At 56.5% G+C, this 21,485-nt stretch carries 16 protein-coding genes; 6 read left to right on the top strand and 10 right to left on the bottom strand.

Translation table 11 applies throughout. The features are described from left to right. Positions 1-18: 18 nt before the first annotated feature. Positions 19-648 (top strand): TRAP transporter small permease subunit, encoded by a 630-nt coding sequence (locus I5192_RS08370; protein WP_170393345.1) that lies wholly within the window; start codon positions 19-21, stop codon positions 646-648. Between the two features lie 3 nt (positions 649-651). Beyond that, entirely contained in the window at positions 652-2,055 is a 1,404-nt protein-coding gene (locus I5192_RS08365) for a TRAP transporter large permease (RefSeq protein WP_170393344.1), read from the top strand. A gap of 50 nt (positions 2,056-2,105) precedes the next feature. Here the strand turns inward: I5192_RS08365 and I5192_RS08360 are convergent, their stop codons facing one another. The 3 genes from I5192_RS08360 to rocF are packed head-to-tail and all read right to left on the bottom strand — an operon-like array spanning position 2,106 to position 4,996. Then, complete coding sequence (locus tag I5192_RS08360) at positions 2,106-3,149, bottom strand: ornithine cyclodeaminase (RefSeq protein WP_304621968.1); 1,044 nt, start codon at positions 3,147-3,149, stop codon at positions 2,106-2,108. 6 nt (positions 3,150-3,155) lie between these two features. Beyond that, positions 3,156-4,076, bottom strand: a complete 921-nt coding sequence (ctlX, locus tag I5192_RS08355; protein ID WP_223118170.1) for a citrulline utilization hydrolase CtlX — start codon at positions 4,074-4,076, stop codon at positions 3,156-3,158. Continuing rightward, positions 4,076-4,996, bottom strand: coding sequence for an arginase (gene rocF / locus I5192_RS08350; protein WP_170510828.1), 921 nt, complete (start codon positions 4,994-4,996; stop codon positions 4,076-4,078). Before rocF ends, ctlX begins: the two co-directional genes overlap by 1 nt. Positions 4,997-5,082: 86 nt before the next feature. On the opposite strand from rocF, the gene I5192_RS08345 reads away from it, so the two are divergent. Both I5192_RS08345 and mprF read left to right on the top strand, forming a co-directional pair. Further along, positions 5,083-5,511 carry an Lrp/AsnC family transcriptional regulator gene (locus tag I5192_RS08345; RefSeq protein WP_170393340.1) on the top strand — a complete coding sequence of 143 codons (429 nt, stop codon included), beginning with the start codon at positions 5,083-5,085 and terminating at the stop codon, positions 5,509-5,511. Between the two features lie 91 nt (positions 5,512-5,602). Then, the gene (mprF, locus tag I5192_RS08340; protein WP_223118169.1) at positions 5,603-8,209 is read left to right on the top strand and encodes a bifunctional lysylphosphatidylglycerol flippase/synthetase MprF; all 2,607 of its coding nucleotides are present in this window, start codon (positions 5,603-5,605) and stop codon (positions 8,207-8,209) included. 3 nt (positions 8,210-8,212) lie between these two features. Here the strand turns inward: mprF and I5192_RS08335 are convergent, their stop codons facing one another. The 4 genes from I5192_RS08335 to I5192_RS08320 all read right to left on the bottom strand — a co-directional run bounded on the left by I5192_RS08335 (position 8,213) and on the right by I5192_RS08320 (position 12,152). Continuing rightward, positions 8,213-9,763 carry an efflux transporter outer membrane subunit gene (locus tag I5192_RS08335; RefSeq protein ID WP_255612117.1) on the bottom strand — a complete coding sequence of 517 codons (1,551 nt, stop codon included), beginning with the start codon at positions 9,761-9,763 and terminating at the stop codon, positions 8,213-8,215. Positions 9,764-9,774: 11 nt separating this feature from the next. Then, a complete protein-coding gene (locus I5192_RS08330) occupies positions 9,775-10,920 on the bottom strand; it encodes an HlyD family secretion protein (RefSeq protein ID WP_223118167.1) in 1,146 nt (381 codons plus the stop codon). A gap of 21 nt (positions 10,921-10,941) precedes the next feature. Beyond that, positions 10,942-11,304 carry a DUF3302 domain-containing protein gene (locus I5192_RS08325; protein WP_170393336.1) on the bottom strand — a complete coding sequence of 121 codons (363 nt, stop codon included), beginning with the start codon at positions 11,302-11,304 and terminating at the stop codon, positions 10,942-10,944. An 89-nt stretch (positions 11,305-11,393) separates the two neighbouring features. Then, complete coding sequence (locus tag I5192_RS08320; protein ID WP_170510387.1) at positions 11,394-12,152, bottom strand: DeoR/GlpR family DNA-binding transcription regulator; 759 nt, start codon at positions 12,150-12,152, stop codon at positions 11,394-11,396. A gap of 189 nt (positions 12,153-12,341) precedes the next feature. Here I5192_RS08320 and glpD point away from each other — a divergent pair, with 189 nt between their 5' ends. Further along, the gene (gene glpD / locus I5192_RS08315; protein WP_223118166.1) at positions 12,342-13,919 is read left to right on the top strand and encodes a glycerol-3-phosphate dehydrogenase; all 1,578 of its coding nucleotides are present in this window, start codon (positions 12,342-12,344) and stop codon (positions 13,917-13,919) included. 78 nt (positions 13,920-13,997) lie between these two features. Here glpD and I5192_RS08310 read toward each other — a convergent pair whose 3' ends face one another. From I5192_RS08310 to metG, 3 genes are all read right to left on the bottom strand, one after another. After that, positions 13,998-17,135: an efflux RND transporter permease subunit gene (locus I5192_RS08310; protein ID WP_170626018.1), complete on the bottom strand. Its 3,138-nt coding sequence runs from the start codon at positions 17,133-17,135 to the stop codon at positions 13,998-14,000. Further along, the gene (locus tag I5192_RS08305) at positions 17,135-18,316 is read right to left on the bottom strand and encodes an efflux RND transporter periplasmic adaptor subunit (protein ID WP_170393332.1); all 1,182 of its coding nucleotides are present in this window, start codon (positions 18,314-18,316) and stop codon (positions 17,135-17,137) included. The genes I5192_RS08310 and I5192_RS08305 overlap by 1 nt, the downstream gene beginning before the upstream one ends. A gap of 291 nt (positions 18,317-18,607) precedes the next feature. Next, complete coding sequence (gene metG / locus I5192_RS08300; protein WP_223118165.1) at positions 18,608-20,326, bottom strand: methionine--tRNA ligase; 1,719 nt, start codon at positions 20,324-20,326, stop codon at positions 18,608-18,610. 210 nt (positions 20,327-20,536) lie between these two features. Here metG and I5192_RS08295 point away from each other — a divergent pair, with 210 nt between their 5' ends. Beyond that, positions 20,537-21,463 carry a hypothetical protein gene (locus I5192_RS08295; protein WP_223118164.1) on the top strand — a complete coding sequence of 309 codons (927 nt, stop codon included), beginning with the start codon at positions 20,537-20,539 and terminating at the stop codon, positions 21,461-21,463. Positions 21,464-21,485: the final 22 nt, after the last annotated feature.

The following is a 21,485-nucleotide window of genomic DNA, read 5'->3' as shown; positions in this document are numbered from 1 at the left end:
AATCAAAGGAATGCTGAGATGGCAGGACATGCCACGGTGCTTGAGGATGGCAGTCTTCTAAGCCGGTTGGATCACCGTTTGTTACGTCTAGAGCGTTTTATGGCGCTGATCAGCGGATTCGCGGTTTTCGGGCTGATGGTGCTGGCTGTTGTGTCAGTCAGCGGCCGAAACGCATTAAACGCGCCTTTGCCCGGATATGTTGACTGGATTGAACAGGCGATGCCCCTGATCGCGTTTCTGGGTATTTCGTTTGTGCAGCGCGATGGCGGGCATATCCGAATGGATATCGTTATCTCGCGCTTGAAAGGGCGGGCGCTGTGGTTGTTCGAGCTGATCTCGGTTCTGTTGATTCTGCTGCTGATGCTGGCGCTGGTTTGGGGAAGTTGGTCACACTTTGACCGGTCCTTTGACTTCGGCGCTCCGATGTGGAGTCGCGACAGCTCGATTGATATCGGGATTCCTATTTGGCCAGCCAAGCTGCTGGCGCCCGTTGCTTTTTCGGTGCTGTGCGCCCGGCTAATCTTGCAGGTCTGGGGCTATGGACGCGCCTTCATGCTGGGGCTCGAGGCACCGGTGGCCGTACCGCTGATACAGGATGCCGCCGCACAGGCTGCAGCCGAGGCCGAACAATTCGAAGGACGTAACTGACCCATGGACACGATTGATATCGGCCTTTGGGTCACTGCCGGACTGTTGGTTCTTGTCGTCACTGGCATGCGGGTGGCATTTGCTGCAGGTCTGGCAGGGTTGGTTGGCCTTGTTTGGATATTCTGGGCGAAGTTTGGGTATGATCCCGAGCGGTTTGGTAAGGCACTGACGGTGGCCGTCAAAACGGCTGGCCAGGTGCCACATTCCAAGGTGGCGTCTCATACGCTGAGCCTGATCCCAACATTCATCCTGATCGGCTATCTAGCCTACTACGCTGGCCTGACCCGCGCCTTGTTTGAGGCGGCAAAACGCTGGGTGGCATGGGTGCCTGGCGGGTTGGCCGTTTCAACGATTTTTGCGACCGCCGGTTTCGCCGCCGTATCAGGTGCATCGGTCGCCACATCAGCCGTCTTTGCGCGCATCGCCATCCCTGAAATGCTGGCCGTCGGGTATAATAAACGTTTCGCCGCCGGTGTGGTTGCCGCTGGCGGGACCTTGGCCTCGCTAATCCCCCCATCTGCGATCCTTGTGATTTACGCCATCATTGTCGAGCAGGATGTGGGAAAACTGCTGCTCGCAGGCTTCATCCCCGGTGCGTTTTCGGCGGTGATCTATGGCTTGCTGATCGTCGGTATCGCCGTGATCTTCAAGTCCGTCGGACCGCCGGTCACCGGGTTTACCTGGAAACAACGATTTGCTGCACTTCCGGGCGCACTGCCCATTGTGGCGGTGATCCTCATCATAATCTGCTTTGTCTATAACCCCTTCGGCGACAAGGCTTGGGGCACCCCGACCGAGGGCGGGGCCATCGGGGCCTTCATCGTGTTCTGCTTTGCCCTGATCCACGGCATGCGCTGGCCTGAATTCAAATCGGCCTTGCTTGAAACCGCCAAACTGACCGCCATGATTTTCGCGATTATTTGGGGTGTTTTGATCTACGTGCGCTTTCTTGGTTTCGCAGATCTGCCGGGGGCGTTTTCCGACTGGATCACTTCGCTCGAAATGTCGCCTATGTTGATCCTCATTTGCATCCTGCTGGCCTACGCAGTGCTGGGCATGTTCATGGATGCGATCGGTATGTTGCTTTTGACACTTCCGGTTGTGTATCCCGCCGTTATGGCCCTGAATGGAGGCGAGGCCGTCAGCGCAGCAGACAGCGCCTTTGGTATGTCCGGGCCGATGTGTGCGATCTGGTTTGGTATCTTGGTGGTCAAAATGGCCGAGTTCTGCCTGATCACACCTCCTATTGGTCTAAACTGTTTTGTTGTCGCAGGCGTGAGGCCCGATCTTAGTGTTCAGGATGTCTTCAAAGGTGTAACGCCGTTCTTCATTGCCGATGCTCTGACCATCGCACTGCTGGTGGCCTTTCCAGGGATTGTTCTCTACCTGCCATCGCTTGCGGGATAAGAAAAAGCCCCGGCCAAAGGCCGGGGCACAGTTTTAGAAGTGCGGGTTCTTTATCCTGCCCGCATCAACATCCCGAACAGATCCCGCGGGTCGTCAGGGTCTGCCAGCATATCCAATGCCTCATAGAAATCAGTGCCTTCAATCGCGCTTTTGATGTAACGTAGTGCCGAGAAGTCCTCGATCGCGAAGCCGACACTGTCGAACAACGTGATCTGTCGATCATCGGTGCGCCCTGTGGCTTGTCCGGTCATAACTTCCCACATCTCGGTGACAGGGTGATCATTCTCCAGAGCTTGAATTTCACCTTCGATCCGCGTTTGCTCGGGGTATTCTACAAAGATATTCGAGCGCAGAAGGATATCGCGGTGCAGTTCGGTTTTGCCGGGGCAATCACCGCCAATGGCGTTGATGTGCACACCGGGGCCGACCATGTTGTCGGTCAGGATGGTGGCGTATTTCTTGTCAGCGGTGCAGGTCGTTATGATCTGAGCGCCTTCGATTGCGTCCTCCGGCGTTTTGCAGGGCACGACCGTCAGCCCTTTGCCCTGCAGATTGGCTGCACATTTCGCCGTCGCGTTCGGGTCTGTGTCGTAGAGCCGGACCGTATCGATGCCGCACATGGCTTTGAAGGCGAGGCACTGGAACTCGGATTGCGCGCCGTTTCCAATCATCGCCATCGTCGTCGCGGATTTGGGCGCGAGGTATTTGCCGACCAGCGCAGAGGTTGCCGCTGTCCGCAAAGCAGTCAACATCGTCATTTCGGTCAACAATGTCGGGTAACCGGTATAGACATCAGCCAGCAGGCCAAACGCGGTCACGGTCTGCAGGCCCTCAGACGTGTTCTTGGGATGCCCATTGACGTATTTGAACCCGTATGCCTCACCATCCGAGGTTGGCATCAGTTCGATCACCCCATGTGGTGAATGGGCCGGGATGCGGGGCGTTTTGTCAAAGCTCTCCCAGCGTTTAAAATCGGATTCGATCTGCGCGGCAATCTGCGTGATCATCTGTTCGACCCCGATGTGATGGACCAGACGCATCATGTTGTCGACGGATACAAATGGCACGAGGGCCTTATCAGAAGGTTGCATCAAAGACTCCTATCGGCGGGAAAGATGGATACCAGCGATCATACAACGTACGGATCCACCGGCTGTTTCAATTGTGGGAACCGAGAGCGGCAGTGGAGTTGCACTGGCTTGGATGATCGCGACTTGAGCAGGTGTAAGAGCCTGTAGCGCTCGGCTGGACAACGCCAGGACAAGACCATCATTGCCACAAAGCTCAATCGCGTTTCCTGCAAAATCTGCAATCTGCTCATGGGACAGATCGATGACAGTCCGCCCAGATTCTTCCAGCCGTGCCCGAACTGTTGCGCGGCGTTCCGGGTCGGAAATCATGTCCAAACAAATCAGCGCGTAGTGCGTCCCGATCCCCATCAGGACATTGGTGTGATAGACATCACGGCCTTCAGCGTCCTTTGCATCAAAGGCAATCGGCTCATAGTTGAAATGCGTACAGAAACGCTCCAACAACACCGGATCGGCGCGGTTGGATCGAACAGTGTAGGCAATACGGCCCACGTGATCCAGAACCATTGCGCCAGTGCCCTCAAGCGCGAGGTCGTCCTGTTCGAGGCCGGAATAGTCGATGACGTCTTGCACTCGATATTCCCGCTTCAGTAACTCAATTACATCTGAGCGTCTTTCGCGTCTGCGCGATGGAACGAACATCGGATAAACAGCGACATGACCGCCTGGATGGGTCGAAAACCAGTTGTTTGGGAACACGCTGTCGGGTGTGTCACGTTCGCCTTCGTCGTCAAACACATGAACGGTCACACCAGCAGCGCGAAGCTGTTCTACTGCTTTGTCATGCTCATCCCGCGCGGCAGCAGACGTCGCTGCAGCAGATCGATTTGCCAGTGTTTGAAATGCATTGTCGTCGCGGGTTTCAGGATTCGACGCAAATGCGTGCGGGCGCACCATCACGACAGCTGAAGGAGATTGAAGAGAAATCATCAGAAGCTCCGGGTTGGGCGATCGAAGATGCGACGACCCATCAGCGAGGCTGCAAGATCGACCATCAGTTTTGCGGTTCGGCCGCGCTCATCCAGGAACGGGTTCAGCTCGACGAGGTCCAGCGAACAAACGAGACCGCTTTCATGCAACAATTCCATGACCAGATGCGCCTCGCGCTCGGTTGCGCCACCTGGGACAGTGGTTCCAACCGCAGGCGCAATCGAGGGATCAAGGAAGTCCACATCCAGCGAGACATGCAGGATGCCGTTTGCTGCGCGTACTTTGTCAAGGAAGGCCAGTAGGGGTGTCTTGATACCGTGCTCGTCGATGCTGCGCATATCGGCGAGCATCGCGTGATCTTTTTCCAATGCCGCACGTTCGGCGGGATCGACCGAGCGCAGACCGATCATACCGACGCGATCCGTTGGGATCGGCGATATCAGCGGTGGAAAGGCGTCAAAGCCTGACTGGCCAGTGAAATAAGCGACCGGCGTTCCATGCAAATTGCCGCTGGCCGTGCTGCTGGGCGTATGAAAATCGCTATGTGCATCCAGCCAGAGCACGAAAAGAGGGCGCCCGATACGGTCTGCATGTGCCGCCATTCCTGCCACCGTGCCCATCGACAGGGCGTGATCACCGCCCATGAAAATAGGAAGGCCTTCAAGCGCGGCCTCTTGTGCCGTGCGGCTTAGCGCCTGTGTCCAGCCCACGCATTCCGGTAAAGAGAACAGATGGGTGTCTTCCGAAATGTCGACGGCATCTGGTCGCGTGTCACCGATGTCCGACACAGAATGCCCGAGATCTGACAGCGCTTGGGCGAGACCCGCGACCCGATAGGCATCTGGACCCATCCGACAGCCTTGGCGGTGTTTGCCGGCATCCATCGGCGCTCCGGCGAGAATGATGTTCATTTTGCTCATAAGTCTATCTATCGATACGATATGAGTTGAGAAAAGAGATCAAATTGGTCAAAGTGAATTGGCTAATTCCGATTTGGTAATCACGCATGGACGAACTGGACAATCGCTTATTGAACGCACTGCACAGGGACGCTCGGGCATCGTTGTCGGAACTGGCTGAACTGCTCGGGGTGACCCGAACAACCGTGCGCAGCCGACTAAAGCGGCTTCAGCAGTCTGGCGAAATCGTCGGCTTTACCGTTGTGACACGGCAGGGCGTATCGGAAAGCCCTGTTCGTGGATTGATGATGCTTGAGATCGCAGGCCGCGGGACCGAGCGGATCAGATCGCGGATCGCTGCGATGCGTCAGGTTCGGGCGGTGCACTCAACTAATGGAAGTTGGGATCTGATCGCAGAGATCGGAACTGATACACTGGATGAGCTTGATGAAGTCCTGTTCCAGATCCGTCGGATGGAGGGCGTTACACGATCTGAGACCAATCTGTTGCTTTCGACACGCAAGGGACGCTCGTGACGCGTTGGCCTAGGCCCTTTGCCGGATGGAAAATTCGTGCAAAGCTTTGAATTGACACTGATCTGAGGATCGCGGGGCAGGGGCGAACGGAATGACGACACAGCCGACAACGGAAGAGACACGCGCCGTACGTCTGGCCGAGTATGTGACGGGGCTGTTGGAAAAGCCGCTGGTCAAGATTGCGGTTCCGTTGCTGATTACAGGAATCGCGCTTGCGGTTCTGCATGACCTCTCTGCGCATGTTAAATGGTCAGATATCCAAAGCGATATCGCAGCGAAACCATGGAAATTCATGTTTTTTGCGATGTGCTGGACGGCTTTCAGTTTTCTGTCGCTTTCGTTCTACGATGTGCTTGCCGTGCAGAGCGTCGCCGATGGAAAAGTGCCTCTGCCCGTTGCGGGGATGGCCGGTGCAAGCGGCTATGCGGTATCGAACTGCCTGGGATTCTCCTATATCACCGGCACCGCGATCCGATACCGTATCTATGCGTCGCTGGGGCTTGATCTTGGCCGCGTGGCCGGGGTGATCGCGACCTCTTGGGTGGCGTTCTGGATGGGACTGATCCTGCTTTTGGGCCTGTTGCTTACAATACACCCGGATGGCATTTCCAAGGTCCTGCCGATCAGTGAAACGACGGAGACTGTGATCGGTCTGAGCATGTTGGCGGGGCTTGCGGTCTTGTTTGTCTGGCTTTCAAGCGGAGGGCGGCGATTGGCCTATGGTGGGTTTGGGTTCAACCTGCCGGGCGGCAAGCTGGCAAGTTTGCTGACAGTCGCGGCGGTAGGCGATCTGTTCGGCGCTTCAATGGCGCTGTATGTGCTCATGCCGGACGATCTGGGGGTTGGCTACCCGTATTTCTTCGCGGTCTATATAGGCGCTATAGCGGTGGGTATCCTTAGCCATGCACCGGGTGGAATCGGTGTGTTCGAAGCCACTCTGATCGCTGGTCTAGGGGCGTCGGGCCGGTCTGATGTGATCGCTGCGCTTCTGCTCTACCGACTGGTCTATACGTTCCTTCCGTTTGCCATCGCCAGCCTGTCGATCGCGGTCGCGTCGGTGCTGACACAGCGCCATCGCATCGGGGGCGCGGTCACTTGGGTCTATCGCGCAATTCGCCCCATTGTCCCGATGGTGGCTGCCGGCGTCGCGGCTGTGGCAGGAGTTATCCTGTTGGTTTCAGGGGCTTTGCCTTCCAGTACGCAGAACCTTGGCGTACTGCGAGAGGTTTTGCCTTTGTCATTTGTCGAGGCATCTCATCTTGCAGGCAGCGCCGTGGGTGTCCTACTGCTACTTGTCTCACGTGGCCTATTCCGCAAGCTCTATCGGGCATGGGTTGTTGCCATGCTTTTGATGGTGGCGGGTTTCTTCGCCTCGCTCGCCAAAGGGCTTGATACGCATGAAGCCCTTTCATTGCTGTTCACGATTGGCCTTTTGGCGATGTTTCGGGGTGCGTTTTACCGGGTAAGCGGTGCATCTATCTTTCGGCTAAATATCCCTTGGCTGGTCAGCGTCGTCGCGTTGCTGGCGGTGATTTTCTGGATTGGATTGTTCGCTTATTCCCATGTCGAATATCAAAACGCGCTGTGGTGGGACTTTGCCTGGAGTGGAGATGCCTCGCGATTCCTGCGGTCCAGCCTCGTGGTGGCCGTGATCGTTGGCATCGTGGCGGTGAACTCGCTGTTCGGCCGTGAAATCCCCGCGCCGGTTAGGACTGAAATCCCCGAAGTTGTCGAACGTCTCGTGATGGAGAGCGAAGACACCGAATCTCAGATTTCACTGACGGGTGATAAGCAATTCCTGATCTCGCCTGACGAAACCGCATTCCTTGCCTATGCCGATACTGGCAATGCGCTGATCACCAAAGGAGAGCCTGTGGGTGATGAGCAAGCGGGGCAGCAACTGATCTGGCAATTGCGAGAAATGGCCGATCGCGAAGGCAAGCTTTGTGCGTTTTACAGTGTATCGACCAAATATCTGCCGACATTCCTGGACCTGGGCCTGTCGATCCTGAAGATCGGAGAAGTGGCCCGCGTACCGCTGCAGAATTTCTCGCTGGACGGAAAATCGCGCAAACGGTTCCGGCAGGCGAAGAACAGGGCTGAGCGTGAGGGGTACAAGTTCGAAATTATCCCCAAAGAACAGCTTGCACCGGTGTTGCCCGAACTTCGTCAGATCTCGGACGATTGGTTGGCGCAAAAGGCAGGTGAGGAAAAGGGTTTTGCCTTGGGCGGCTTTGATGATGCCTACCTTTCTTATTTCGACCATGCGGTTCTGCGGGATGAGACGGGCAAGATCATGGCCTTTGCGAACCTGTTTCAAGGCGGAAACAAATCCGAACTGTCTCTGGATTTGATGCGTTATGAACCGGACAGCCCAAGCTTTGTCATGGATGCGCTGTTTGCTGAGATGATGGTCTGGGGGTCCGAGCAGGGATTCCACTGGTTCTCACTGGGCGCAGCGCCATTTTCAGGGATCGAAAACCGGCAGTTGGCCTCGCTTTGGAATCGGATCGGTGGGTTCGTTTATGAACATGGCGAACAATTCTACCACTTCGAAGGCCTGCGCGCCTTCAAGCAGAAATTCGATCCGGAATGGAGCCCCAACTATCTAGCCAGCCCCGGCGGGTTGGCCGCGCCACGTATCCTCTACGAAGTTAACATCCTGATCTCGGGTGGCCTGCGCGGGTTGACGAAATAGGCCTTAGTTCAAGCTGGCGCGTGTTGGCGTTTTCTCCAACAGATCACCCCAATCGGTGCGATAGGCCATCTCGGCCAGCACCGTCTCGGGTAGGAATTCCTGATTCTGCCGAATCTGCCAACCACCACCCAGACCTTTGTAGATCGCGACCAGATTCGAAGAGACCTCTTGCCGGGCCTCGATCAGGTTCGCCTGCGATCGTAATAGCGCGGTCTGCGTGTTCAGGATACGCGAATAGCTGGCGATGCCGTCTCGGTACTGATCGACCGCGATTTCAGCCGCCTTGCGCGAAGCTTCGACGCTGCGCTGATAAAAGGTGACCTGTTTGCGCGCCTGCGCGTAAGCAACCATCGCGCTTTCGACCTCGGAATACGCGGTCAGAACGGTATTCTGATAGTTGGCGATCAACGCTTGATAGGCGGCATCCTGCGCGCGGACATTGTTCTTGATGCGGCCGTAATTCAGGACGTTCCAGACTACGCCTGCGCTAGCCAATCCTGTGGCGCTGTTGGTGCTGAACAGATCGCGCCCACCCGAGGCCTGCAATCCGATCGATCCGGACAGGATGAATTGTGGATAGAGATCAGCCAGCGCGATCCCCACCTGCGCCGATTGGGTGGCTGCCGCCAATTCGGCGGCGCGGACGTCAGGCCGTCGCCGCAGCAATTCGGCGGGCACACCAACGGCCACGTTGCTGCGCCCTGTTGGAATGCGACCCGAGTTTCCGATCAAGCCCGCCATCTGAGACGGCGTTTTTCCTAACAGAACCGCCAGTGCGTTCTTGGCTTGTTGGATATCGCTTTCCAACTCGGGCACGAGTGCCTTGGTGTTGTTGAGCAGGGCAGTCGATTCCTGCACATCCAACTCGGTTGTAACGCCGTTGTTAAAGCGCAGCTGAGTGAGGTCTGCCGATGCCTGCTGAATCGTGATGTTTTCCCGCGCGATGCGCAGAGCCTCTTGCAACGAACGGATGTTGATATAAAGCGCCGCTACGTCCCCGGTCAGCGTGACCAGTGCGTCGTCATAATTAGCAACCTGCAGTGCCAGGTTCGATCGCGCGGCCTGTACGCCGCGACGTTGCTGGCCCCATACGTCCAGTTCCCATTGCGCATCAAACCCAACTTGCGAAGTCGAGAATTCGGTGTCCAAGGGAATAATCCGCCGGATGTCCGAAATCGGCCCAAGATTGTCGCTGATCTGTCGGCGTTGGAGCGAACCGCCCACGGCCTGCGATTGCGGGTAAAGCTCTCCAAATGCGATACCAAGCTGCGCGCGGGCCTGTAGCACGCGTGCGCCTGCGACCTGTAAGGTCAGGTTCTGCGCATAGGCTTCGGCGATCAGTTTGTTCAGTGTCGGATCATTGAACGTTTCCCACCAGCGCACAACGGGAGCGCTGCGTGAGGTCAGGCCGCTCTGGCCCGTGCTGGGGCTGTTGACCTCTATCCATTGCTTCACGACCGGAGAGTTCGGACGCACGAAATCAGGCCCCACCGGCGTACAGGCGGTGAGGGTGGCGGCGCAAAGGGCGGTGCCCAACAACCGGCGGAGTGTCATCGTACGCATCCTCAGATATCCAGTGGCCGGATGAAGTTGGCGAAGGAATAGAGGCGGATATTGATGCGCCTCAGAAACTCAAAGCTCTTGCCCATGCCGGTGTAAATTGCCACGGCGGCATGACCACCGGCAGGAAAAGTGTGCCCCTCGGGCACTTCGACCGATATTTGAACAGCGATCCGACCGGGCAGTTTCGGCAATTCAAAACCGGGCAGGCGGCCTGAGGGCAGGTATTGACCCTGACGTGTCGCCCACCAGATGGCTTCGACTTTTCCGGTCAGAATCTCACCAGGATAGAGGTCCAGAGCGACTTCAACCGGTTGGCCGACTTCGACGAACTTCAGGTTCTGCTGGCGGAACGTGGCCAGAATATAGGGGCTGTCTTCGGTTACAAAGCTGGCAATGGCACCCAGACGAATTTCCCCCACAACCATACCCGGGCGCGCTTGTTGCGAAACGATCATGCCATTTTCGGGGGCATAGATCGTTGTGTTGTCCAGAAAATACTCGGCTTCGGCCAACTGTGCCTCAGCCTCAAGAATGCCAGTATTCACCCCGTCGATCTGTGAATCCAGCGCAAGGTTGGCCTTTTCAAGATTGGCCTGAGCTTCCTTAATCTTCGCCTGATCTTCCGCGACCTGTTCGTTCCAGCGGTCTAGTTCATCCTGGCGGGCGCCCCCGGCGGGAACGAGGTTCTCGTATCGCGCTTGTTCGGTCAGCGCATAGGCCAGCTGCGCGTTCGCGCGTTCGACTGCTTCTCCCGCCGCGATAACGTCCTGTTCAAGGATCTTTGCGTTTTGCTGCGCCGCCACCAGCTGTGCATTCGCCTTGTCCACGGCCAGCGAAAACACCGTGTCGTCGAACTTATACAGCGGATCGCCCTTAGTGACCCAGGTGTTGGGCTCGACCAAAACCTCGGACAGGATTGTGGGCTGAGTCAGACGCGGGACGATCTGGATGGTGGAGCGCACGACGTGGCTGTCGACGGAAAAGGGCTGAAAGAAGCGCAGCGCGACCAAAAAGATCAGCAGCAGATGAGCGCCGACCCAGAATGAGACGATCCCCCACATGATGTTGAATTTCAGCCATTGCACCTTGAAGAAGATGAACCAGACAAAAATAATGTAGAAAAGCGTGATGCCTAGGGCGACGAACATGAGTGCTGAATTCCTTTGGCCTTAGGCTTGCTTTGTTTCGTCGGTATCAAGTGGGTCCTGGTATTCCGGTTTGACGGTGCCTCCCAGACGCTTGATTTCATCCCTTATGGCCTTGCGTTCTTCATCAGGGCCGCGGCGCATGTCGACGGTGACGCCGTCGTGAAACGCCCAGATAAAGGCATGCACCCAAGGGACAATCGCCAAAAATCCCATCCATCCCATGATCTTGACCGCTTCGGCATGGGGGTGATTGCGTTTGATCGCGATACGTCCGGGCAGACCCATTATGAATAGAAACAACGCCATCACCGCTGCCAGCAGCAAGATAAGTGCAACAAATGTCAGATAGTCATAGTAGCCCAGCGGCTGCCCCAAAAGTCCCATGCTCGCGCCTCCTGTTGTTGGAAACTGTTCCATCCTCGGGCGCTGTTGTCCAGCTAATCAATCACTTTCTGGCTGATCGGAAGGATGCATCAGCATTCAATAATTTTGGTGTTCCAGTCTATGCACTTCTGATGGAGGTCGCCGGGCAGCGGTAGATCAGTATAAACCATATCAACATCGGATAATGAGGCGATGCGTGCGGGCGCGGTGCGCTGAAACTTTGAAGCATCCGCAACTAGGCTGATCTGCCGGGCTTGTTCAATGATAGTTTGACTGACCAGTACTTCTTGGAGATCGAAATCCATTAGATCCCCATCCGCATCCAATGCGGAACAGCCGATAATCGCGTGATCGAATTTGAACTGGCGGATGGTCGAGACCGCAAGATTCCCGACCAACCCACTATCTGATCTGCGCAGCACACCGCCTGCAACGACGATCTGGCAATCGGGGTTATCGGCCAGTATATTGGCAACGTTCATATTGTTGGTCACGACCATTAGGTTTTTGTGTTTCAGCAATTGGCGGGCAACGGCCTCAGTCGAGGTGCCTATGTTCATAAAGATCGAGCTGCCCTCGGGGATGTCGGCCGCGCAGCGTTCAGCGATGCGTGTCTTGGCTTCATGGTTCAGGGCGCGCCGGTCTTCGTATCCAATATTAGACACGCCAGAACGCAGAACGGCACCCCCGTGAACCCGATCCAACTTACCAGCTTCTGACAGTTCAGTCAGGTCACGGCGAATGGTCTGGACCGTCACGTGAAAACGCTCGGCCAGCCCTTCGACAGTAACGCGGCCCTCTTGCTCGGCGACTAAAAGAATGTCCGATTGGCGAAATGATAGTGACATGGGCGGTCCTGAGTTCCGGAGTTTTCGTTTTTGTTCTAATTTTGCGGTTAAGCAAGGGAATTCGTTAGTTGCATTTATTAATATTCGTTGTTTCAGCTAAAACGAACATTATCGAAAAATAAAGTTGACGATACGAACCATCATGCTGCTAATGCGCTTGAAACTGCCACGTTGGGGAATCAATTGGATATGTCATCGGACAGCAGCCAAGTTACCGATCTTTTTGTGATCGGCGGGGGTATAAATGGGTGCGGTATCGCACGTGATGCGGCAGGTCGGGGCCTATCGGTCACCTTGGCTGAAATGAACGATCTGGCCTCGGCGACGTCGTCAGCCTCGACCAAACTGTTTCATGGCGGGCTACGGTACCTGGAATTTTTTGAATTTCGTTTGGTGCGTGAAGCGCTGGTCGAACGCGAGACCTTACTGCGCGCGATGCCCCATATCAGCTGGCCCATGCGTTTCGTTCTGCCTTATCACGCTGATATGCGTTTTGACTCTGAAACACCGACCTCACGGTTGCTTAGTACTGTGATGCCTTGGATGCGCGGGCGGCGTCCGGCCTGGCTGATCCGGCTTGGCCTGTTTCTGTACGACAATCTGGGCGGTCGTAAAATCCTGCCGGGCACACGTTCGCTGAACCTGCGCGCGGCACCCGAGGGGGCTCCGCTGCAAGACAAATTTGAAACCGCCTATGAATACTCGGACTGCTGGGTCGAGGATTCGCGGCTGGTGGTCCTGAACGCCCGCGATGCCGAGGCACGCGGGGCCAAGATCATGGTCAGGACCGAGGTTCTTTCGGCTGAGCGGATCGATCAAGTGTGGCAAGTCACGATCCGGGATCGGGATAGCGGCAAGACCGAAACCGTCCTTGCGAAGATGTTGATCAATGCGGGCGGACCTTGGGTAGGTGACATCATCCAGACCAAGATCCGGGTCAATTCCCGAGAAGGCGTCCGTCTGGTGCGTGGCAGCCATATCGTGACACCCAAGCTGTTTGACCATGACAAGTGCTATTTCTTTCAGGGCGAAGACGGGCGCATCATCTTTGCGATCCCGTACGAGCAGGATTTTACCTTGATCGGAACCACGGATCAGGATCATTCTGACCCCTCCGAGCCTCCGGTTTGTACCGAGGCCGAGCAGGAGTATCTGTGCGCTTTCGCATCGAATTACTTCGCGAAGCCCGTTACCCGTGAAGATATTGTCTGGACCTATTCAGGCGTCCGTCCGCTATATGATGACGGCGCAAGCAGTGCCACGGCGGCTACCCGCGATTACACGCTGAAAGTTGACGCCGAGAGCGGGGCTCCGGTGTTGAATGTCTTTGGTGGTAAAATCACCACCTACAGACGCCTCGCGGAAAGCGCGCTGGAGAAGATTGGAGAGCATTTCCCGGATCTTGGCGGACCATGGACCGCAGGCGTCCCATTGCCCGGCGGGGATTTTCCGGTCGACGGCGTGCAGGATTTGATCGGGAAACTGATGGCGGAGTACCCGTTCCTGACCGATTTTTGGGCCCGTCGATTGATCCGGGCCTATGGCACCGAGACCTGGGACCTTCTGGGTCCGGCAAAAGATCAGAGCGATCTGGGTGACGATTTCGGCGCGACGTTGACCGAGGCCGAACTGGTTTGGCTGATGGACAAGGAATACGCGCGCACCGCTCAGGATGTCGTGTGGCGGCGCAATAAGCTGGGTCTAAGGCTCAGCCTCGAGCAGATCGGCCGGATAGACGACTGGATGGCCAAACTGTTAACTGACTAGCGCGCGGATCGGTTGATCCGTGCAAAAAAAGAAACGCCCCGCAGATGTGCGGGGCGTATTTCGATTTCAATGCGGGTCTTACGCGGCTTCTTCTGACGGTTCCGGGTCGTTCTTGCTGCCTTTGACCCACTCGCGCAGGCTCTGCATCACAGCGTAGAGGACGGGAACCAGAATGACCCCGAACAGAGTGGCTGCCAGCATACCGCCGAACACGGCAACGCCGATGGCCTTCTGGCTGGCAGCTCCGGCCCCGTTCGCGGCCAGCAGGGGAACCACGCCCAAAAGGAAGGACAGGGCGGTCATCATCACAGCGCGGAAACGCTGATATGCGGCTTCGGCCGCGGCCTCCTTGATTGACAGCCCCTTGGCCCTTTGCTCCATCGCGAATTCGACGATCAGAATCCCGTTCTTTGACGCAAGCCCGACAAGCATGATCATCCCGATCTGCGTGTAGAGGTTGATGTCGCTGCCAACGATTGCCACCGCTGCGACGGCACCGAACAAGGCCACGGTCACCGACATTAGGATCGAAACGGGCATCGTCCAACTTTCATATTGGCCGACAAGGAACAGGTACCCAAACAGGATCGCCAACCCAAGGATCACCACGACCAGGCCGCCCGAGGCCAGCTGCTGCTGCGCCGTTCCGGTCCATTCATAGGCATAGCCGGGGGGCAGGGCGGTCGCCGACTCCTCGGTCATGACATTGATGGCGTCCCCGGTGGAGAGCCCCGGTGCCGGAACCGCTGTCACAGTGGCCGAGCGGAACAGGTTATGCCGCTTCAGCAGGACAGGACCCAGCACGTTCTCGATATCGATCAGCGTGCCAAGCGGTACCATCTCACCTTTGGTGGAACGTACATAAAGCTCTGAGATATCATCGACCTTATTCCGGTATGACCCTTCGGCCTGGATCATTACGCGATAGACACGACCAAACAGGTTGAAGTCATTCACGTAATACGAGCCAAGCTGCGCCTGCATGGTCTGGAAAATCTCGGCCACCGAGACTTGCAGGGTTTTGGCCTTTTCCCGATCCAGATCGACAAACAATTGCGGCACGTTCGCGCGGAAAGTGGTGTAGGCCTGCGCGATCTCAGGACGCTGGTTTGCGGCATAGACATACGACCCAACGGCCGAGGCCAGATCCTGCGGCGAGCCGCCACCGGTCTGCTGCACTTCCATTTCAACCCCTGCAGACATACCAAGGCCCTGAATGGGTGGCGGGTTGAACGCAACAATTGACGCCGCAGATTCACCATATGCAATTGCCAGAACCTGGTTCAGGATCGCATCCGCGCTGAGCTCGGGTTCCTGCCGCTCTTCCCAGTTGGTCAGGTTGACAAAGATGGCTGCGCCATTGGTAGTGGTCCCGTTCAACAGCGAGAACCCATTGACCAGAACGGTACTGGATACGCCGGAGATCTGTTGAATCTGTTCATCGATCCGCGCAGAAACCGCCTCGGTCCGTTCAAGCGTCGCCGCATCGGGAAGCTGGATATCGACGAACAGATATCCGTTGTCTTCCAGCGGAATGAACCCTTTGGACGTGTTGCCCATAATGGTCCCGGTGCCTGCCGCGAAGGCCGCGATGATCCCAAGCGAAATGACCGGCAGGATCAGTAGCTTCCGCACAATGGCGACATAGCCGCTGCGCATGCCGCCGATAAATCCCTCGAACACGGCCAACAGCCCCTTGGGCGGTCCTGAACGCGCCCGCAGCACCAACCCGCAAAGGGCCGGTGAAAGCGTCAGAGCGTTGATCGACGAGATCACAACAGCGGTCGAGATCGTGACGGCAAACTGCGAATACAATCGCCCGGATATGCCGGGCATGAACGTCACCGGCACGAACACGGCCAGCAGTACCAACGTGGTTGCGATCACGGGGCCGGTGATCTGGCCCATGGCTTTGCGGGTCGCTTCGGCGGGGGATAGGCCTTCGTCGGCGATGATACGCTCGACGTTTTCCACCACAACGATGGCGTCATCCACAACGATCCCGATGGCCAGCACGAGCGCGAACAGAGAGATTGTGTTCAGCGACATGCCAAAGGCCAGCAAGAATGCAAATGTCCCGATCAATGAGACCGGAATTGCCACTGCAGGAATGATCGTCGCCCGCCAGCTGCCAAGGAAGATGAACACAACTGTGATCACCAATATGAATGTCAGGATGAGGGTCGAGACCACGTCATTGAGCGACTGTTCCACGAAATCCGTCGTATTGAATGGAACATCGTATTCGACATCTGTGGGAAAGGACCGTGACAGGCGCTCAAGTTCGGCCTCAACACGTTCGGACACCGCAAGGGCATTTGCGCCGGGGGCCTGATAGATGCCGATAACGGTCGCAGGAACGCTTTCGAAATAGCCCGAGGCGGAATAGAACTGCGCCCCTAACTCGACGCGCGCAATGTCTTTGACGCGCACAATCGCACCGGCTTCGCCTGTACGGATTACAATATCTCCGAATTCATCGGCCGAGGTCAGGCGGCCTTTGGTCTTGATCGTGTACTGAAAGGTTTGTCCTTCAGGCACAGGAGGCGACCCGATTGAGCCCGCAGAGACCTCGATATTCTGTTCGCGGATGGCATTGATCACATCACCCGGAGTGATTGACAGCGCGGCCATCTTGTCCGGATCCATCCAGATCCGCATGGCGTATTCCAGATTGGTCAGAACATCCGCTTTACCCACGCCCTGAACCCGCGCCAGAGCGTCTTTCAAGTTGATTGAGGCATAGTTCGACAGGAACACACTGTCATATGTGCCATTGGGCGAGGTCAGCGTGACCAGCAACAACATGTTGGTTGACGCTTTTTGCGTGACAACACCGGATGAAGTCACTTCGGACGGCAGCGATGCCATCGCCTGTGCCACACGGTTCTGTACGTTGACCGAGGCGATATCGGGGTCGGTGCCCACCTCGAACGTAACGTTCAACGAATACGAGCCGTTATCCGATGAGGTCGACGTCATGTAGATCATGTCGTCCACACCGTTGACCTGCGCCTCGATCGGGGCGGCCACGGTGTTTTCCACGGTTTCGGCATTTGCACCTGTATAGGTGGCCGTTACGCTGACCACCGGCGGCGTGATATCGGGAAACTGCGCAACCGGCAGAACCAGATAACCGATCCCGCCCAAAATGGTCAGGACCAGCGAAATGACAAGCGCCAGCTTGGGCCGGCTGATAAACAGGGCTGAGAACATCAGTTATTCTCCGGCTGCTCGGACGCAACGACTGCATCAACGGCGACGCCGGGGCGCACGCGTTGCAGGCCTTCGACGATGACGCTTTCGCCTTCGCGCAGGCCATCTGTGACGATAATCGCCGAATCCACGGTATCTCCGGTTGTGATATAGCGTTGTTCAACCATCTGCTTGTCATTGACGACCAGAACGAATTCGCCGCGCTGATCACGCTGCAGCGCTGCTTGAGGGATCAATACCTGCAGCGTCGGCTCAAGCGCTTCGATCTGAACGTTCACGAAGGCACCATCAACGAGCAGACGCTTGGCATTGTCGAATTGAGCCGTGATCGTAATGGCGCCGGTCAGCGGATCAATGCGGTTGTCGACAAAAATGATTTCGCCGGTTTCATCCAGCTCAGTACCGTTCGGCAGAGTCACATGAACATTCGGGCTTTGGCTGCTTTCAGCTAGCGTGGCCGGGTCTTCGCCAAATTGTTCAAGAACCGACGTGAACTGCTTCTCATTCAACGAAAAATTCACATAGATGGGGGCTTCGCTGACCAGGGTGACAAGCGGCGGATTGTTGGGGCCCACAACATCACCGACACTGGTTTCCACGCGGCCGATGCGGCCCGAAAACGGGGCGTGGATCTGTGTGTAGCTCAGATCAAGCTCGGCCTGTTGGATCGCTGCATTGGCGGCTTTGACCTCGGCCTCGGCGACCAGTTCATTGGCTCGGGCAATGTCACGTTCTGATTCCGGTGTAGCGTCGCGCTTGTACAGCTCTTCCTTGCGGGCGAGATCGACTTTGGCCAGTTCAAGGTTTGCCTGCGCCCGATCCAGATCGGCTTTACGTGCCTCAAGCGTGGCTTCGTAAAGATCCGGTTCGATCGTGAACAGCAGGTCATCCTCATTCACCGGAGAGCCATCGTCGACGTTCTGGCTGTCCAGGAAACCACTGACGCGCGCGATAATATCGACTTTGTCGATTGCCTCGGCCCGTCCAATGAAGGTGGCCTGATCGGTGATCTCTTCGGTATAAGCTGCGGCGATCGACACCTTGGGCGCAGGGGCATCGCCCTGATCCTGCGCGACCGCTATCTGGGGCAGGCTGGAACATGCAAACAAAGCGGCAGAAACGCCGAGTGCCCTGAAATAGCCGCGTGGGCGGAGTGCTGGCTTCTTAAATGCAAGGGACATGTTGGCGCCTCGTTCAAAGTAAAGATTGCACAACCGGGCAACAGAAACCCCCGGATGAGTCGATTGATTTTATAGGCAGGATGGCGGGTTTGACGCAGTTTCTCAAGCGTGTTGAGGTAGTGCGTTGGCAAGAATCGACCCGAAATTTCTTTCCAATCTGCAGACTTAGCCTGCATCCGCAGGCGTTTATCTGCCCGATGACAATTGGGGCGGGCGAATTTTCTCTGCCAAAAACCAGCAGCGGAGAGGCTTCAGGGCTCCGCTGCGGCATTCATAAATCGAATTTTGTTGTTATTCACGCGTTCCCGCAAACCGATTCTGCCAGTCTTCGCGCTGTTCGTCCGTGATTTTGGCAAACAGCACGTCGGGAACCGAAAATTCATGGCCAGCGGGCAGGGCGCGCAGCGCGGCATCGATATCTTCGGGCCAGCTGGTATCGAGTGTGTTCATCGCACTAAGCATTTTTGCAGACGCATCGGGAATGAACGGCGCGCTCAGAACTGCATAGAGGCGGATCAGGTTCAGCCCCAGCCGCACCTGCGCCGCAGCCTGCGTAGGATCTTCCTTAATGGTAGACCATGGTGCGGCAGCCTGCAGATACTCGTTGCCCGCGACCCAGATCGCTCGCAGCTCTTGCGCGGATTTGCGCACTTCCATCGCTTCCATGTGGCCTTCGTAGGCACGTACTCGTCTAGTAAGCTCAGCAATCAGGGTCTGTTCACGTTCGCCATACGCACCACCTTCGGGCGCTGCTTCACCGAATTTCGAGCGACAGAACTTAGTGATCCGGCTGACAAAGTTACCCAGAACATCCGCAAGATCTTTGTTCACCGACTGCTGGAAGTTCTCCCATGTGAACTCGCTGTCGCTGCTTTCTGGCGCATGGCTCAACAGCCACCAGCGCCAGTAGTCGGCGGGCAGAATGTCCAGCGCCTGATCCATGAACACTCCACGGCCCTGCGAGGTCGAGAATTGGCCACCGTCATAGTTCAGGTAGTTGAATGATTTCAGATGGTCGACCATCTTCCAGGGCTCGCCCGATCCCAGAATGGTGGCCGGGAAAGACAGGGTGTGGAAGGGCACATTGTCCTTGCCCATGAACTGAACGTAACGCACATCTTCTGCGCCTTTGTCGGTGCGCCACCAACGTTCCCAATCGGCATCAGACTCACCATTGGCGTCGGCCCATTCCTTGGCGCAGGCGATGTACTCAATGGGGGCATCGAACCAGACATAGAAGACTTTGCCTTCCATGCCGGGCCAATCTTGATCACCTTTCTTGACTGGTACACCCCAATCCAGATCGCGGGTAATGCCGCGATCCTGCAGGCCGTCGCCATCATGCAACCATTTCTTGGCGATCGAGGTTGTCAGGATCGGCCAGTCTGTCTTGCTGTCGATCCACGCGTCCAACTGATCTTTCATTGCGGATTGACGCAAATACAGATGCTTGGTCTCACGCACCTCAAGATCGGTCGAGCCGCTGATCGCGCTGCGAGGCTCAATCAGGTCGGTCGGGTCCAGTTGTTTGGTGCAGTTCTCGCACTGGTCGCCACGTGCGCGATCATAGCCGCAATTGGGGCAGGTGCCTTCAATATAGCGGTCGGGCAGAAAACGGCCATCGGCGTTGGAATAAACCTGCTTTTCGCTGACTTCCCGGATCAACCCGGCCTCATCCAGTTTGCCAGCGAAATGCTGGGTCAGTTTACGGTTCTGATCGCTGGACGAGCGGCCAAAGTGATCAAAGCTCAGGCCAAAGCGCTTGGCGATATCGGCCTGTACTGCGTACATGTCAGCGCAATATTCAGCCACAGGTTTGCCCGCTTTGGCGGCGGCCAGCTCGGCCGGGGTGCCGTGCTCGTCGGTTGCACACAGGAACATGACCTCATTGCCCCGGCCGCGCTGATAGCGAGCGTACAGATCGGCAGGCAATTGCGAGCCGATCAGGTTGCCGAGATGTTTGATCCCGTTGATGTAAGGGATCGCCGAGGTGATGAGAATTCGGGCCATAATGCGCTTCCACGTATCTGTCTGCGCGCCCGTCTACCTTATGTGGCCAGTAAGCAAAAGCCCGCATTCATACCCGCTTGAATTTAACGGGTATTACTACGCGACTTCGTGCATTCCCGGGAGTTTGTGTCGCGTTCGTCAGCGATTTCGCCCCGTGCGTACCAATGGTGTATGATGATCAGGAGAACCCAGCTTAGGGGGAATTTCATTATGCAGAGTTTATGGATGGGCTGTTGTGCCGCCGTTGCAGCTATTGTATTTACCGCCAGCGCCATCGCCGATCAGAGCGCCACAGATGATCCGGTGCATGCTTTTGATCACGCTATGCTCTCGATCTTTCACCGTGGCCAGGATGCGCTGACGGCTGAAACCCGGCCCGTCATGATTATCGCACGTGATGTCACGGTCATGACCGAAGACGGAGAGGCAAGCTATCCAAGGGATGCGCCAACCTATCAGCATCTGAAGTCCACGTCGCATGTTGTGTTGGGATTGATCGGGGCGGTGACTCCATGGCCTGATGAAAATACCGATGATGAGCGCTGGAAGGCGGAGTTTTCAATTATCATCAATGAGATAGATGTATTTCTTGCGACATTGGGCGGACTGGGCATGACCGAGGGCGACTTGGCGAGCCAGCGCAAAATGCTCGAAACAGCCCGGGCATTTGCTCAAGGTGCACTCGACAAGGATCAGATCACACGTGAAGCGGTTTCGCAGGTGATCAACGACATGCGGCCCATCTGGGCAGAGAATATGGAGAAATCTGCACGTGCGGAGTTGAACGCACTTCATTCCGCCGTGTCCGACGCACGCGCAGCCATAAGCGAAGAGGAGTGGACCAAGATGTATGTCGTGCATCACGGCGGCTCCAGCGTCAAAGACGTCAATGTCGTGCTACTGTACCTACAGCGCGTGATGCCGGAAAAGGTTGCTGCCGGGCAGGTTCTGTTCGCTGAGAACGCTCATGGGAACGACGCGTTGGCTGGATACGCCGGATACGTTCGAATGCAGAGGCATGTTGGTGCATGGGTGTTCGGAGACCCGGAACGGATGCGGGTTGACCTGCTGGGATATGAGGCGGGATCAATCCTGGATGAAATGATCCCGGCACCACCGCCAAAGCCCACCGATTAGAGAATTACTCCAGCAGGTGTGA

The organism is Ruegeria sp. SCSIO 43209 (assembly GCF_019904295.1).
Lineage (GTDB): Bacteria > Pseudomonadota > Alphaproteobacteria > Rhodobacterales > Rhodobacteraceae > Ruegeria.
The sequence above is the reverse complement of the archived record's forward strand: the minus strand, read 5'-3'. Positions and strand labels throughout refer to the sequence as shown.